Source organism: Streptomonospora sp. PA3 (assembly GCF_009728995.1).
GTDB lineage: Bacteria > Actinomycetota > Actinomycetes > Streptosporangiales > Streptosporangiaceae > Streptomonospora.
This window is the reverse complement of the sequence record NZ_VTZW01000009.1, coordinates 594494-608521: the sequence shown is the minus strand read 5'-3', so window position 1 is coordinate 608521 and position 14028 is coordinate 594494. Positions and strand designations below refer to the sequence as shown.

12 protein-coding genes and 1 pseudogene are annotated in these 14028 nt (G+C 74.8%); 7 read left to right on the top strand and 6 right to left on the bottom strand.

Going from position 1 to position 14028, the window contains the following annotated elements:
* Positions 1 to 38 precede the first annotated feature (38 nt).
* From FZ103_RS11140 to FZ103_RS11125, 4 genes and pseudogenes are all read left to right on the top strand, one after another.
* Positions 39 to 560 (top strand): annotated as a pseudogene (locus tag FZ103_RS11140) (Mut7-C RNAse domain-containing protein); the annotation flags it as partial.
* 449 nt (positions 561 to 1009) lie between these two features.
* Positions 1010 to 1525: a hypothetical protein gene (locus FZ103_RS11135; RefSeq protein ID WP_156000623.1), complete on the top strand. Its 516-nt coding sequence runs from the start codon at positions 1010 to 1012 to the stop codon at positions 1523 to 1525.
* 278 nt (positions 1526 to 1803) lie between these two features.
* Positions 1804 to 2397 (top strand): hypothetical protein, encoded by a 594-nt coding sequence (locus FZ103_RS11130; RefSeq protein WP_156000622.1) that lies wholly within the window; start codon positions 1804 to 1806, stop codon positions 2395 to 2397.
* A gap of 60 nt (positions 2398 to 2457) precedes the next feature.
* Entirely contained in the window at positions 2458 to 3270 is an 813-nt protein-coding gene (locus FZ103_RS11125) for a hypothetical protein (RefSeq protein ID WP_156000621.1), read from the top strand.
* A gap of 58 nt (positions 3271 to 3328) precedes the next feature.
* Here FZ103_RS11125 and FZ103_RS11120 read toward each other — a convergent pair whose 3' ends face one another.
* Positions 3329 to 4183 (bottom strand): NAD(P)H-dependent oxidoreductase, encoded by an 855-nt coding sequence (locus FZ103_RS11120; protein ID WP_156000620.1) that lies wholly within the window; start codon positions 4181 to 4183, stop codon positions 3329 to 3331.
* Between the two features lie 51 nt (positions 4184 to 4234).
* Here FZ103_RS11120 and FZ103_RS11115 point away from each other — a divergent pair, with 51 nt between their 5' ends.
* Positions 4235 to 4726: a thioesterase family protein gene (locus FZ103_RS11115; protein WP_156000619.1), complete on the top strand. Its 492-nt coding sequence runs from the start codon at positions 4235 to 4237 to the stop codon at positions 4724 to 4726.
* A complete protein-coding gene (locus FZ103_RS11110) occupies positions 4723 to 5862 on the top strand; it encodes a zinc-dependent alcohol dehydrogenase family protein (protein ID WP_343233473.1) in 1140 nt (379 codons plus the stop codon). The genes FZ103_RS11115 and FZ103_RS11110 overlap by 4 nt, the downstream gene beginning before the upstream one ends.
* A gap of 1726 nt (positions 5863 to 7588) precedes the next feature.
* On the opposite strand, the gene FZ103_RS11105 is transcribed toward FZ103_RS11110, so the two are convergent.
* Together FZ103_RS11105 and FZ103_RS11100 are read right to left on the bottom strand one after the other, a co-directional pair.
* Positions 7589 to 8233, bottom strand: a complete 645-nt coding sequence (locus tag FZ103_RS11105; protein WP_156000618.1) for a DJ-1/PfpI family protein — start codon at positions 8231 to 8233, stop codon at positions 7589 to 7591.
* 90 nt (positions 8234 to 8323) lie between these two features.
* Positions 8324 to 9307, bottom strand: coding sequence for a GlxA family transcriptional regulator (locus tag FZ103_RS11100; RefSeq protein WP_156000617.1), 984 nt, complete (start codon positions 9305 to 9307; stop codon positions 8324 to 8326).
* A 176-nt stretch (positions 9308 to 9483) separates the two neighbouring features.
* Between FZ103_RS11100 and FZ103_RS11095 the strand changes: the two genes are divergently transcribed.
* Positions 9484 to 10101: a TetR/AcrR family transcriptional regulator gene (locus FZ103_RS11095; protein ID WP_156000616.1), complete on the top strand. Its 618-nt coding sequence runs from the start codon at positions 9484 to 9486 to the stop codon at positions 10099 to 10101.
* A gap of 231 nt (positions 10102 to 10332) precedes the next feature.
* Here FZ103_RS11095 and FZ103_RS11090 read toward each other — a convergent pair whose 3' ends face one another.
* The 3 genes from FZ103_RS11090 to FZ103_RS11080 are packed head-to-tail and all read right to left on the bottom strand — an operon-like array spanning position 10333 to position 13921.
* The gene (locus FZ103_RS11090) at positions 10333 to 12669 is read right to left on the bottom strand and encodes an FtsX-like permease family protein (protein ID WP_156000615.1); all 2337 of its coding nucleotides are present in this window, start codon (positions 12667 to 12669) and stop codon (positions 10333 to 10335) included.
* On the bottom strand, positions 12666 to 13400 hold the full coding sequence (locus FZ103_RS11085; protein WP_343233472.1) for an ABC transporter ATP-binding protein: 735 nt from the start codon (positions 13398 to 13400) through the stop codon (positions 12666 to 12668). The genes FZ103_RS11090 and FZ103_RS11085 overlap by 4 nt, the downstream gene beginning before the upstream one ends.
* Positions 13397 to 13921 carry a PadR family transcriptional regulator gene (locus FZ103_RS11080; protein ID WP_156000613.1) on the bottom strand — a complete coding sequence of 175 codons (525 nt, stop codon included), beginning with the start codon at positions 13919 to 13921 and terminating at the stop codon, positions 13397 to 13399. The genes FZ103_RS11085 and FZ103_RS11080 overlap by 4 nt, the downstream gene beginning before the upstream one ends.
* Between the last annotated feature and the right edge of the window lie 107 nt (positions 13922 to 14028).

Genomic DNA, 14028 nt, shown 5'->3' with positions numbered 1-14028 from the left:
GCCCGCGGCGTCGCCGCGCGGCGGTCGCGGGCGGTCTCGGGGCGGCTCGCCCCGTCGCCGGGATCTCCCGCCCTCAGCCGTTGCCCTTCGCCCCGCCGCGCTTCCTGCTCGACGTCCATCTGGGTGCGCTCGCCCGGCGGCTGCGCCTGGTGGGCGTCGACACCGCCTACAGCAACGACCTCGACGACGACACGCTGGTGGCGATGGCCAACGAGCAGCGGCGCGCGCTGCTGACCCAGGACCGCCGCCTGCTGCACCGCCGCGCCCTGGAGGCGGGGGCCTTCGTGCACGGGCAGGATCCCGACGAGCAACTGCGCGACGTGCTCGACAGGTTCGCGCCCCCGCTGGCGCCTTGGAGCCGCTGCACCGCGTGCAACGGCCGGCTGGCACCCGTCGCCAAGGAGGCCGTCGACCACCTGCTGGAACCCGGGACCCGGGCGACCTACGACGTATTCGCCCGCTGCCGCGCCTGCGGCCGCGTCTACTGGCCGGGCGCCCACCACACGCGGTTGGCCGAGATCGTGCGAACGGCGCAGACGGTGGTCGCGGCGGCGGAGTGAGCACGGGCGCTGGGCGGCGCGGCCGCCCAGCGGGCCGGCGGGCCGGCGGGCCGGCGGGCCGGCGGACGAGCCTCGGCGGAATTCGGCCTCGCGCTGCCACTCCCGCGGCGGAGAATCCACCTGAAGGCGGCCATCCGCGAAAAACAGCCCTCATCGCCCGAATTTTTGCCGCAGGAACGTTCTCACCCTGCATTGCCCCGTTTTCGGATGCCTCCTCACCACCGCGGCCTGCGTTTCCACGGCGGCACAAATCCGCTCGCAGCAATATCGGATATCCAGGAATCCCCCGAGCGTGCGCCGATAAACTCGAAGCGCCGACGGCGCCGGTCCGCAGCAGCGGGCTTCCCCTGGGGCGGTGGTTTTCGCCTGTTCCGTTCCCTTTCTCGGACTTCCCTCCTTTCCCGTTACGCGGCGGCTCCGGGCGGCTCCCCTCCTTCGAAAGGCCAGCCATGCCCGCAGCGACCACGTTTGCCAACCGCCAGGCCACCGCGGACCTCCGCGGGCCGGCACGCGTCCCCGGCACGCCGGACGGGGTCGGCGACCCGGATTCCGTCGACGCCGCGCAGAACGCCGAGCTCGCCGCCCTCATCCGGCGCCTCGCCGATACCCGACCGGAGATCTTCTCCGAGTGGAACCCGCGCCGGGCCGCTCCACCACCCGCTGCGCAGCGGTCGCAGACCCCGCCCCCGAGCCCCGCCGAGCCCCCGCGTGCCGCGGGCGGCGGTGCCGCGCCGGAACCGGCGCCCTCCTCCGGTTGTCCGCACGGCTGCCGGCACGCGCTGCCGCCGCGGGCGTTTCAGCCCGGTCCCCTCCACACACCGCCCCGACCGCCCCTGCAGGGCGGCGAACCGGTGGCGCCCGGGTGGATGCAGGCGCTCTGGCACCTCTGCGCGACCATCGGCGCGGCCACCGTCGCGCTGGGAGCGACCGCCGCGCTTGCGCACGTCCTGCCCGTGCCGCCGTAGCGGAAGCCGACCGGCGGGCATAGCGGACACTTCCGGGCGATCGGGGACCGAAACTCGGCCGCATCGGCGTTTTCGGTCCCCCGGCGCTCCCTGCCGGAAAGCGGGTCTGCCATCGGCGTCCGACACATCGGTACAGGTGGCGGCGCACGTCGCCGGTCTCCGGCCTTGACCGCGGGATGATCAGCGGTTTACCGCACCTCCGCCGGGTAGCCAAGGATCGAAGCCTCATCGGGCCCGCAGCGGGCGGAGCCCGGACAGGAACGAGGAGGCCGATCGACATGAACACCGGCCTGATCGTCGCGGTCGCCGTGATCATCGTCCTGGTCGCCGCCGTTGCTCTCGCGGCGGCCTTCGCCGTGCCGTGGCAGCGCAGCCGCCGGCTGCGCCGGCGCTTCGGTCCCGAATACGATCGCGCCGTCCAGGAGCTGGGCGGCCGCCGCGCAGCGGAGCGCGAGCTCGCCGAGCGCGAGAAGCGCCATGCCAAGCTGGATCTCAAGCCCCTCTCCGAGGATTCCCGCCGGCAGTACCGAGCGGAATGGGACCGCATCCAGGAGCGGTTCGTCGACAGCCCGCCCGAGGCCGTGCGCGAGGGCCACGAACTCCTCTCCCGGCTGATGGCCGACCGCGGCTACCCCACAGAGGACGACGACCAGCGCATCGCCGACCTCTCCGTGGAGCACGCCGGAACCGTCGACCGCTACCGCAAGGCGCGCGCCATCGGCGAGCGCAGCGCCGCCGGCGAGGCCACGACCGAGGACATGCGGGCCGCGATGGTGGACTACCGCGCGCTGTTCCACGAACTCCTCGGCAACGGCTCAGCCGCGTCCACCGAGCCCGAGACCGCCGACCGCGGCGACTCCGCCGCGCGCTGACACCCCCATGCCGCTCCCGGGCGCCGCCCGGGCGTCCCCCGCCGAAGGGAGTCCCCCGACATGGACAACCCGTTGAAGCGCAAGAACGAGGCCGCAGCGGACGCCGGCGGCGACGGCGCCCGGTCGGCGCCGGCCGGATCCGACACCGTTGCGCAGGAACGCGGCCGCACCGCGGCCAAACTGGTCGGCCGGGCCAGCCGGCGCTCGGCCAAGTCCCCGGACGAGGGGGCCGGGCCCGCGGAGCGTCCGGCGGGTCCGCCCGCTGAGCAGCCGGCCGCCGAGCACACCGCCCAGGCGCCGAAGCCGGCGGCCGCCTCCGACCCCTCGGGCTCCGGACCCTCCGGCGGCGCGGGAGAGACGTCCGCCTCCGCCTCCGGCGCGTCCGGCGAGTCCGGCGGCGCCGCACGGAAGTCCGCCGCCGGCGGTGGCGGTTCGTCCGGCCACTCGGGCGGCGCGGGTGAGGAGTCCGCGGCCGGCTCCCGCCCTTCCGGCGGCGCTGTCGAGAAGTCCACCGCCGCGGGCGTGCCCGCGCAGGCCCCTCGCGGCGGGTCGGCCGCGCTGCGGCCGGCCGCCGGCGGCGCCGACACCGAGGAGCAGGGGGCGGTGCTGTTCTCCGAGGAGGAGGCCCGCCGCCTCAAGGAGAGGTGGCGCGACGCCCAGAGCGACTTCGTCGACGATCCGCGCCGGGCCGTGGGCAGCGCCGACGAGCTCGTCGACGAGGTGCTGCGCACCCTGAACGAGAAGCTCGCCGCGCACAAGCGCAGCCTCGAGGACCGGTGGTCCGACCGTTCCGAGGCCGACACCGAGGCCCTGCGCCGGACCATGCGCGGCTACCGCGCTTTCTTCCGGCAGCTGCTGCGGCCGGAGGACTGAGCACGCGGGGCCACCGGCGGGGCCGCGGTCCGGGGCGGCTCCGCCGGCAGGCGGCCGGTCACTGCACGGGCCGGCCGGGGATCCGCGGGCCGCTGCCGTCCTTGGCCTCGGAGGGGTTGAGGCGGCCCCGCTCGTCGGGTTGGGCCGTGTGCACGCCCAGACCCGTGCGGCCGGGCGCGCACTCGGGATCGAGCACCAGGTCGTCGTCGTAGTCGGCGCTGTTCTCGTGCCGGTAGGCGATGGGCTCCGCGGTGCCCAGCTCCGCGAGCCGTTTGCGCAGCTCGGCGGCGTAGTGGGCGAAGACCCCGTCATCGGCCCGGTCGGCTCCGTAGACCACGAACGGCGGCAGCGCGGCGGCGCCGGTGTACCAGAACGTGCCGTGCAGCAGCGGGAAGAGCACCTCCTCGGCCTCGCCGTGCACGCCGCGCGCCCCGAACCCGGATTCGCGCGCCCCCACCGACGTGACGATGAGCGCGCGCTTGCCCACGAGCCCGCCGTCGCCGTAGCGCCGGGTCCGCCCCCGCGCGTCCTTGAGCCCGAAGGCGAAGCCCTGCACGAGCACGCGGTCGAACCAGCCCTTGAGGATCGCCGGCGGGCCGAACCACCACAGCGGGAAGTGGCACACCAGCACGTCGGCCCACTCGATCTTCTCCTGCTCGCCGCGCACGTCCTCGCCGAGCCGCCGCTCCCGGTACGCGCGCTCCTGGGCGTCGCCGACGAACAACCGGTCGCAGCCGGCGCCCCCGACGCCGCGGAAGTCGGCGGCGTCCACCACGGGTTTGAAATCCATCGCGTACAGGTCGGAGACGCGGTACTCGTGCCCGAGCGCCTCCAACTGGGCCAGCCCTTCGTCCATCAGGGAGCCGTTGAGGGAGCGCCGTTCGGGGTGGGCGAACACCCAGAGGATCTTCATGGGTCGATACTGCCTCATCCGCGGCGTTCGGTACCGTACATACCAATCGGTATGTCGCAACGGAGACGGGGGTGGCCGGTGGACGCGGCCCAGACGCCTGCGGGTGCCGGCGGAGCCGAGGGCGCCGGCCCCGACTACGCCCACTGGACGGAGATCCCCACCCGGTGGGCCGACAACGACGCCTACGGCCACATGAACAACACCGTCCACTACGCGTTCATGGACACGGCCATCAACACCTGGCTCATCGAGGAGGGCGGGCTCGACTACCGCGGCGGACGCGTCATCGGCCTGTGCGTGGAGTCGCAGTGCTCCTACACCGCCGAGATCGGCTTCCCCGAGGTGCTCGCGGTCGGGCTGTCGGTGGTCCGCCTGGGCACCTCCTCGGTGCACTACCAGGTGGGCCTTTACCGCCGCGACCGGCGCACCGAGGTGGCCGAGGGGCGTTTCGTGCACGTGTTCGTCGACCGCGAGACCCGCCGGCCGGTGCCCGTCGAAGGCCGGCTGCGCACCGCCCTGGAAAACCTGCGGAGGAGCCAGTGAACACACCCGCGCCCGTGCGCGCCGCCGTCCTGGAGGAGATCGGCGCCGCAGGCCCCTACGCCCGATCGCGCCCCTTGCGGGTGCGCGAGTTGGAGCTGGCCCCGCCCGGCCCCGGCGAACTGCTGGTCCGCATCCGCGCGGCCGGACTGTGCCACTCCGATCTGTCGGTGGTCAACGGCGACCGGCCGCGCCCGGTGCCGATGGTGCTGGGCCACGAGGCGGCCGGGGAGGTCGTCGCGCTGGGTCCCGGCACCGAGGAGCGGTTCTCCGCGGGCGACCACGTGGTGCTCTACTTCGTCGCGCCCTGCGGCGGCTGCCCCCGCTGCCTGGAGGGCCGTCCCGCGCTGTGCGAGCGCGGCGCCGCCGCCAACAACGCCGGCGACCTGGTGGGCGGGGGCCGGCGCTGGCGCGACGCGCAGGGCGGGCAGCCCGCCCACCACCTTGGCGTATCGGCCTTCGCCGAGTACACCGTGGTCTCGGCCGACTCCGCGGTGCGGGTGGACGCCGACCTGCCCTTCGAGGTCGCCGCGCTGTTCGGCTGCGCGGTGCTGACGGGCGTGGGCGCCGCGCTCAAGGCCGCCGAGGTCCGGCCGGGCGAGCGGGTGGCGGTGTTCGGTCTGGGCGGCGTGGGGCTCTCGGCCCTGCTGGGCGCCAACGTGGCGGGCGCCGCGCAGATCGTGGGCGTCGACCCGGTGGCGGCCAAGCGCGAACTGGCGGGGCGGCTGGGCGCCACCGACCGGCTATCGGGCGGCCCGGACGCGGTCGAGGCCGTGCGGGAGCTGACCGGCGGCGGCGCGGACAAGGTCGTCGACACCACGGGCAGCGCCGAGGTGCTGGCGCAGGCCTACCTCGCGGCGCGCCCCGGCGGCACGACCGTCACCGTGGGCCTGCCCCACCCCGACCGGCACGTGTCGCTCCCGGCGGTGACCTTGGCCGCGCAGGAGCGCACCCTGCGCGGCAGCTACCTGGGCTCGGGTGTGCCCGCTCGCGACATCCCCGCCTACATCGCCCTCTACCGGCGCGGCCTGCTTCCGGTCACCGAACTGCTGTCGGGCCGCCTGCGCCTGGACGAGGTCAACGAGGGCTTCGACCGCCTGGCATCGGGCGAGGCCGTGCGCCAGGTGGTCGAGCTGTGAGGGGGTGAGGGTGGCGCGGGGTACGGCCTGCGCGGATCGACCCCGGTGCCCGCCGGCTGAGCATGCGACGAGGGCAGCGACGACGGCGCGGGGTTGGATCGGGGCTAAGAGCGGCGGGGGCGCCGCTTTCCAGGCACCCACCGGGAACCACCCGGGGCGGCCACCATCGGGGCTGCGGCAATGGGTGCGCCTCGCGAAGCGCGAGCACAGCTTGCCGCCGAGCGCACGCAGCCCGTCCCAGGTGGAGCCGCACCACCGGTGGCGGACCTCCAGCGCAAAAGTGCACCGTGCGCTCGGCGGCAAGCTGGCGCACCGCGCTTCGCGCATCACAGCCCCATTGCCGCAACCTCCTGTGGTGACCGGCTCCTTAAACAGGACGCAGACCCGCGCGGATCGGTCCCGGTGCCCGCCGATTGCGCATGCAACGGGGCAGCGAGGGCGGCGGACGGCCGGGCCCGCGCGCATCGGTTCGGGTGCCCGCCGGTTGCGCGTGCAACGGGCGGCGAGGGCGGCGGGTGGCTCAGCCCGCGCCCACCGCACCCGGTGCCCGCCTGTGGCCCACCCGACGAGAGCAGCGACGACGGCGCGGGGTTGGATCGGGGCTAAGAGCGGCGGGGGCGCCGCTTTCCAGGCACCCACCGGGAACCACCCGGGGCGGCCACCATCGGGGCTGCGGCAATGGGTGCGCCTCGCGAAGCGCGATCACAGCTTGCCGCCGAGCGCACGCAGCCCGTCCCAGGTGGAGCCGCACCACCGGTGGCGGACCTCCAGCGCAAAAGTGCACCGTGCGCTCGGCGGCAAGCTGGCGCACCGCGCTTCGCGCATCACAGCCCCATTGCCGCAACCTCCTGTGGTGACCGGCTCCTTAAACAGGACGCAGACCCGCGCGGATCGGTCCCGGTGCTCGCCGATTGCGCCTGCGACGGGGCGGCGAGGGCGGCGGACGGCCCGGCCCGCGCGTATCGGTTCGGGTACCCGCCGGTGCGGCATACGACGAGAGCAGCAAGGGGTACACGATCGCCGGCAGAAACCGCGCGGTCGGCGGCCGCGCACCCGCCAGGCGCGGCCGATACCGGAGACGGAATCGGGCATCGGGGGCATACGCCGCGGCGGGCGGGCGACGATCATCACCGATGGTTCGCGGGGGCGGCCTCCGGCCGCGCGGCGGGCGATCCGGGGCGTCGACTCGTCCAGAGATGTCCGGCATGCGGGGGCACCGAGGCCGCCAGTGCAGCCCTGGACAGCGATGATCATGGCGTTTGGAGCGGAATTCGCGCCCTAAGCGATCCATCCGCGCACCTCGTGGCGCCGCGGCCGCTCCCGGCGCCGCCACAGACCGGCATTCCAGACAAATAACCCCGATTTTCTTCCGCATTCCGGAAGATCGGCTGCTCCGGCGCACCAGGCAAGGACACCGCGCTACATGGGCGGGCATATCGCTTCCCCCGAAGCGATATGCCCGAAATGTCCCCACCCCCGGCCACCCACCGACCTCGCCGCCCTGACGCACGCCCAACCACCGGGCACCCGAACCGATGCGCGCGGGCCCAACCACCCACCCCCGTCGCTGCTCCCGTCGAGTGACCAACCGGCGGGCACCGGTTCCGATGGGCTGGGGCTGAACCACCCACCCCCGTCGCTGCTCTCGTCGAGTGATCAACCGGCGAACACCCGAACCGATGCGCGCTGGCCTGTGGCCGTCGGTCCCGCACGGAAGGCCGCCGCCCTACCCCCGTCCGGTCAGGACCGCCTCGGACCGCGAGCGCAGCAGGTCGGCGACATCGCCGGGCGCCTTCTGGGGTGCGCCGGCGTCGTAGGGAGGCTGGGGGTCGTACTCCGTGGCCAGCTGGATGATCTGGGCGAACTCGTCTCCGGCCACGCGCCCGGTCAGGTGCAGGGCCATGTCGATGCCCGAGGACACCCCGGCGGCGGTGACGTACTTGCCGTCGAAGACGACGCGTTCCCCGGTCGGCCGGGCGCCGTAGGCCGGAAGCCGGTCCAGCGCCAGCCAGTGCGAGGTGGCGCGGCGCCCGTCGAGCAGGCCCGCGGCGGCCAGGAGCAGCGATCCGGTGCATACCGAGGCCGTCCAGGTGCTCGCCGCGTCCGCGGCGCGGATCCACTCCAGCATCGCCGCGTCCTGCATGTGCTCGGCCTGCCCCGGCCCGCCGGGCACCAGGAGGATGTCGGGCGCGGACACGTCGTCCATCGCGGCATCGGCGACCAGCGCGAGCGATCCGCTGTCATTGCGGACGGCTCCGGGCCGCTCGGCGACGAAGGACACCTCCGCCTCGGGCAGTCGGCTGAGGATCTCGTAGGGCCCCACGGCGTCCAGTGCGGTATAGCCGTCGAACAGCAGTATGGCGGTGTGCATCTCGTTCTCCCTAGGAATGGGCCGGTTATCGGCCCGGGTATCGGCCCGCCCGGGCGCAGGGGCTGAGTTCGGGTCCGGCTTCGGTTCCGGTCAGCCGGTGGCCGCGGGCTGCCGCGGCCGGAACCGGCGCCGGTATTCGGACGGGCCGACGCCCAGGGCCCGCAGGAACGCGCGGCGCATCGCCTCCGGCGTGCCGAAGCCGCAGGAGCGCGCGGTCTCCTCGATCCCAGCGCCGGTGTCCTCCAGCAGGCGCCGCGCCGCCTCCAGGCGGGTGCGGGCGACGTAGCGGCCCGGCGGCATGCCGACCTCGGTGGTGAAGGCGCGCGCGAACTGGCGCGGGGAGAAGCCGGCGCGCTCCGCCAGCGCCTCGACCGACAGGTCGGCGGCGGGGTTCTCCACGATCCACTGCTGGATCTCCCGCAGCGGTTCGCGCCGGGCGGCCTGCGCGGCCAGTTGATTGCTGAACTGGGCCTGGTCGCCGGGGCGGCGCAGGAAGACCACCAGGTGGCGGGCGATGATCAGGGCGGCCTCGCGGCCCGCGTCCTCCTCGACCACCGCCAGCGCCAGGTCGATGCCCGCGGTGACGCCCGCGGAGCTGATGAACTTGCCGTCGCGCACGTAGACGGGCTCGGCGGCCACGTCGACGTCGGGGAACCGCTCGGCCAGCGCGGCGCACCGCGCCCAGTGCGTCGTGGCCCGCCGCCCGCTGAGCAGCCCGGCTTCGGCGAGCAGGAACGCCCCCGTGCACACCGACATCACCCGGCGCGCGGACGGCGCGCACGCGGCCAGCCAGGCGACGACCTCGGGCTGAGGGCTGCGGGTGCCCTCGCCGCCGGGGACCAGCACCATCTCGGGGACGGGCACCGCCTCCAAGGCGGCGTCGGGGGTCAGCAGCAGCCCGCTGGACGTGCGCACCGGCGCCCCGCCCGGGGAGGCGGTGCGGATGTCGTAGAGGGGGAGCCTGCCCCGGCTCGCGCAGTAGGCGTTGGCTCCGGTGAAGACCTCCAGCGGTCCCGTGACGTCCAGGCTTTGCACCTGCGGAAACAGCGGGATGAGCAGGGTGGGAGCGGTCATGCTCCTCATGCTCGCCGCAGCGGCGGGCGTCTGCAACGCCGAGTTTCCCACCTTTTCTGCCATGCGCGGCGGCGCGGCCGGTGGCAGGGCGTTCGCTACCGTGGATTCGCACACGGCCGGGGCCGGCGACGGCCCGACGGCCGGCGGTCCGCCCCGCACCGACCGGAGAGGCGCACATGGCACGCAGGACGGGCACACGCGCGGGTCGTCGCGAGGGCGCGTGGCAGTGGAGCCGCACCGCCCACACCCGGCGGGTCCTGCTGGAGGCCGCGCGCGACGTCTTCACCGAGAAGGGGTTCGCCGAGGCCGGCGTCGCCGACGTCGTCGAGCGGGCGGGCTCCAGCGTGGGCAGCCTCTACCACCACTTCGGCGGCAAGACCGAGCTGTTCCTGGCGTTGTGGGAGGACCAGCAGAACGCGGACGAGGAGCAGGCCTCCAGCGCCGTCGCGCGGGCGCGCGCGGCGGGGCAGGACGACCCGCTCGAACTCTTCGTCGCGGGAGCGCGCGCATTCTTGGAGGGGTCCTGGGAGCGCCGCGACGTGGGCTTGCTGCTGCTCGCCGGCGACGGGCCGCCGGGGTTCGACGTGCTGCGCCGCGGACGCAGCCGGGAGTGGGTGCGCCAGAACTCGGTGCTGCTGCGGGCCGGCGAGTCCGCGCTGGACCGGCTCACCGTCAGCGTGCTCACCGCGGTCATCGGCGAGGCGCGCCGCGAGATCGTCGTCGCCGATTCCCGCGAGGAGGCCGACAAGCTCATCGAGGCGGCCATCGGACTGATCCGCCGCCTGGGGGCCTGAGGCGGGAGGGCGGGGGCCCGCGCCACCGCTGCATCGTCGCGCGAGCCCCCGGCGAGCCTCCGTGCCGAAGAACCGGGGGCAGGCCTCGCCGTCGCCGCCCGCGGATGATCGGCCGTCCTTCCGCAGCTACCGGCGCCCGGCGGCGTGAGGGCGGGCGGACGTCGACCGTTCTGGCCCTGGGCGGTCGGGAAGGGGCGCCCCGGCCCGTCCGCCCGGGGCGCCCGGGAAAGGTCACTCCTCCCGGAGGTTGTCCGGGCGCATGAGCCTGACCAGGGCGGGCAGGCTGAGCACGGTCACCGCGAGCACGACCGCGGCCGCGGCGCCCACGGTGGCGGCGATCGCGGACGCGTCGAAGTCGGCGTGCAGGCCGAGCATGCGCATCAGCAGCCTGCCCAGCAGCGTCCCGGTCGCGGCGGCGACGGACAGGCCCACGGCCAGCGGGATCGCGGACTGGTACAGGACCGACAGCGCCAGCGTCCGCCTGCGCACGCCCGTGGCGGCGAGCACCGCCAGGGCCTGCCTGCTCTCGCGCAACTGCTCGACGGTGGAGATCAGCAGGCCCAGTCCGATGACGGCCAGGGACGCGGTGACGGCGGCGGTGAGCAGCGCCCGGAGCGCGTCGAGCACCCGTTGCGCGCCCGGCGCCCCGTTGGTCACGGTATCGGCGAGCGGGTTGATCTCCCGGACCGCCGTGCGGACCTCCTCGACGGCGCGGGGGGTGGCGGGAGCGATGTCGAAGAACGCCTTGGCGGGGGAACCGGGCAGCCCGGCCGCCGCGATCGCCCCCGGTGTCGCGAGCACGCTCGCCGCCGACCGCTGCGGATCCCCTTCGGCGGCGTCCGACAGCGGGACCGGGCGGGTGGAGGCGGGCAGCGTCCATGACGCCGTCTCCCCCGCGCCGGGGATCCGCAGCCGGTCGCCGCGGGCGGGACGCGCATCGGGCGCCGAGGTCTCGACGACGAAGGCGTCCCCGTCGGAGCACGCGCCGATGTCCGCGTAGCGGCGCAGGGCGTCGCAGCCGCCGACCCGCATCGGCAGTGTCCCGGACGGGGCCTGCACGCGGGGGTACTCGACGACGGTCCGCACGTCGCGCGTCTGCGGAAGGGACCGCAGCCGCTCGTCGGTCGCCTCGACCTCCGCCGGGTCGGTGCCGGGGATGCGGGCGCCGAACTGGGGCGTGCCCTGGCCCAGCAGGTTCAGCTCGGCGGAGCGCTCCGCGACTCCGGTGAACAGGCTCTGCAGAGCGATGACGCCCGCGACGGCCACCACGACCCCGGACACCACCCGCGTCTCAGCCGCCCCGTCGGCGCGCAGCCGGCGCACCGCCAGCAGCCAGGCCGCACCGCCGCGGCGTGCCCGGGACACCGCGACCTGGAACAGCCACGGCGTCAGCGCGCCCGCGCCCAGCAGCAGCAGGGCGACTCCGGCAACCGCCAGCAGCGATGCGGACTCCGACTCGAACCCGCCCGGACCCGTCACCATCGGCAGCAGCAGCGCGGCTCCGGCCGCGGCCACGGCCGCCCGCCACCACAGCCTGCGGCGCGGCCGGGAGGCGCGGCGCGTGACGCCGAGCGGGTCGGCGGCCGCCCGCGCGGTGGAGACGACGGTGACCCCCACTGCGAGGGCGACGACGCCGACGGAGACGATCCCGGCAAGTACGGGATGCGGCACGACGTCGGCGGTGAAGACGTCGATGCCGCCCGGCCGCAGCGGCGGCACGGCCTCCCGCAGCGGCAGGAAGAGTCCGACGCCGGCAGCGAGCCCGGCCAGGGCGCCGACGAGGGTCTCGCCGCAGGCGATCCGCCCCGCCGTCCACCGGTCGGCGCCGAGCAGCCGCAGCGCCGCCAGCCTGCGGTCGCGCTGGTCGGCGCCGAAGCGCAGCGCCGCTGCCACGAACACGCCCAGCGGCAGCAGCGCGACCACCGCACCCACCAGCACCAGCAGGAGCGCGGCCGGGTCCGTCCCGGATTCGGCGCGCTGCTTGCCGAAATCGTCGATCCGCGTGACCGAGGTCATCCGCGGGTCGAGCGCACCGTCCTGCTCGACCGCATAGAAGGCGAGCTCGTGCGGGCCCAGCAGCCCTTCGTCCCCGATCGTTCCGGCGACGCGGTAGTCCAGCCGCTCGCGCAGCAGCCGGTGGCCGGGCTCGCCGAGCAGCCGCTCCAACGCGGGCGAGACCAGCATCTCGCCGGGCGCGGGGAGTTCGTCCACTCCGGGCGGCAGCGGCGCGCGCGGCCCCTCGGGGACGAGGACGCGGCCGAAGACGCGCCGGTCGCGGTAGTCGGTGTCGGCATAGCCGATGAGGAGGGTGTGCGCGGAAGGCCGGGGCTCCGGCTGCACCAGGTCGTAGGAACGCGCCTCATCGCGCTGGGTGCGGGCGTCCATCAGCGTCGGCGCCGAGGCGGCGCCCAGCAGCAGCGCCACCGCCGCCCCGACGGCCGTCGCCATCAGCGCGATCCGCACCCAGGCGACGCGGCCTCCCGACACCGACATGCCCGCCCCCAGAGCGACTTCCCGGCACCAGCGCAGCGGTGCCGCCCTCCGCTCGGGCGCCCCCGGTCCGCTCATCCGGCGGCTCCCGCCGCGAGGTCGCGGGTCATGCCGTCGCGGACGGTGATCTCGCGGTCGGCGTAGGCGGCGACGCGGGCCTCGTGGGTGACCAGCACGACCGCGGTGCTGCCGCGCTGAACCACGTCGACCAGCAGCCGCATGACCCTCTCCTCGTTGAGGGAGTCGAGCGCACCGGTGGGCTCGTCGGCGAACAGGATCGCGGGCTCGGTGATCAGCGCGCGGGCGAGGCTGACGCGCTGGCCCTCGCCGCCGGAGACCTCGCCGGGCCGCTGGCGGGCGGTGCCGGCCACGCCCAGGCTCTCCAGCCGTTCCAGGGCGCGTGCTTCAGCGCTCCTGCGGCCGACGCCGTTGAGCCGCAGCGGCAGGGCGGTGTTCTCCAGGCAGGTGAGTTCGGGGACGAGCCCGCCGGACTGGAAGAGGAATCCGAAGTCGCTGCGGCGCAGCCCGCTGCGGGCGCTCTCCGGCATCGCGCACAGGTCGCGGCCCTGGTAGAGGATGAAGCCGCGGTCGGGGCGGACGATGCCGCCCAGGCAGTGCAGCAGCGTCGACTTGCCCGACCCCGAGGCGCCCATGACCGCCACCATCTCGCCGGGGTCGATGTCGAAGGACGCGCTGTGCAGCGCCGTGGTGGGGCCGAAGGACTTGGCCAGGCCGCGGGCGGCCAGCAGGGTCCCGCCGGGGGACTCGCCGGCGGCCGGCGAGGGCGCGGCGGCGCCGGCGGCGCTCACGTGGTCACCTTCTCGGCGAGCTCGTCCAGTCGGGCGGCGGTCAGCTCCAGCCATCTCAGGTCGGCCTCCAGGTGGAACAGGGCGTGGTCGCAGATGAGCTGCTCGGCGAGGTCGCCGCCGGCCTTGCGCCGAGTGAGTTCGCGCATGGTCTTCAGGTGAGCGCCGCGCTGCACCTCCAGCACGTCGGCGGCGGGGCGTCCGGCCAGCAGCGCGAGGACGACCTTGGTGTAGAGGGTGCTCTGCAGGTACTGCTGCGGCGCCTCGGGAGTGGACAGCCAGGAGTTCAGGTCGGTGACCCCGGCGTCGGTGATGGCATAGCGCTTGCGCTCGGGCCCGCCGCCGGCCTCGGTACCGGCGACCTCGATCAGGCCCTTCTTCAGCAGCCGCGCCAGTGCGGCATAGACCTGCCCGTAATGCAGCGGCCGGTCCAGGCCGAAATGCTCGTCGTAGACCCGCTTGATGTCGTACCCGTGGGCCGGTCCGTTCTCCAGCAGCCCGAGGACAGTGTGCGCGAAGGACATGGGAAGCACTATACACGCGGTCTATACACCGTGTGTATAGAGAACCGGGAAGACGTCGCACCCGCAGGGAAAGACGCGGCAGGCGGGAGCGCAGGGGCGGGGCGGTG

Coding starts and splice junctions, on each gene's coding strand:
- FZ103_RS11100 (WP_156000617.1), bottom strand. CDS start 9,307: ATGACCGCTCCCACCCTGCTCATCCCGCTGTTTCCGCAGGTGCAAAGC.
- FZ103_RS11125 (WP_156000621.1), top strand. CDS start 2,458: ATGGACAACCCGTTGAAGCGCAAGAACGAGGCCGCAGCGGACGCCGGC.
- FZ103_RS11090 (WP_156000615.1), bottom strand. CDS start 12,669: ATGAGCGGACCGGGGGCGCCCGAGCGGAGGGCGGCACCGCTGCGCTGG.
- FZ103_RS11095 (WP_156000616.1), top strand. CDS start 9,484: ATGGCACGCAGGACGGGCACACGCGCGGGTCGTCGCGAGGGCGCGTGG.
- FZ103_RS11105 (WP_156000618.1), bottom strand. CDS start 8,233: ATGCACACCGCCATACTGCTGTTCGACGGCTATACCGCACTGGACGCC.
- FZ103_RS11080 (WP_156000613.1), bottom strand. CDS start 13,921: ATGTCCTTCGCGCACACTGTCCTCGGGCTGCTGGAGAACGGACCGGCC.
- FZ103_RS11115 (WP_156000619.1), top strand. CDS start 4,235: ATGTCGCAACGGAGACGGGGGTGGCCGGTGGACGCGGCCCAGACGCCT.
- FZ103_RS11130 (WP_156000622.1), top strand. CDS start 1,804: ATGAACACCGGCCTGATCGTCGCGGTCGCCGTGATCATCGTCCTGGTC.
- FZ103_RS11135 (WP_156000623.1), top strand. CDS start 1,010: ATGCCCGCAGCGACCACGTTTGCCAACCGCCAGGCCACCGCGGACCTC.
- FZ103_RS11120 (WP_156000620.1), bottom strand. CDS start 4,183: ATGAAGATCCTCTGGGTGTTCGCCCACCCCGAACGGCGCTCCCTCAAC.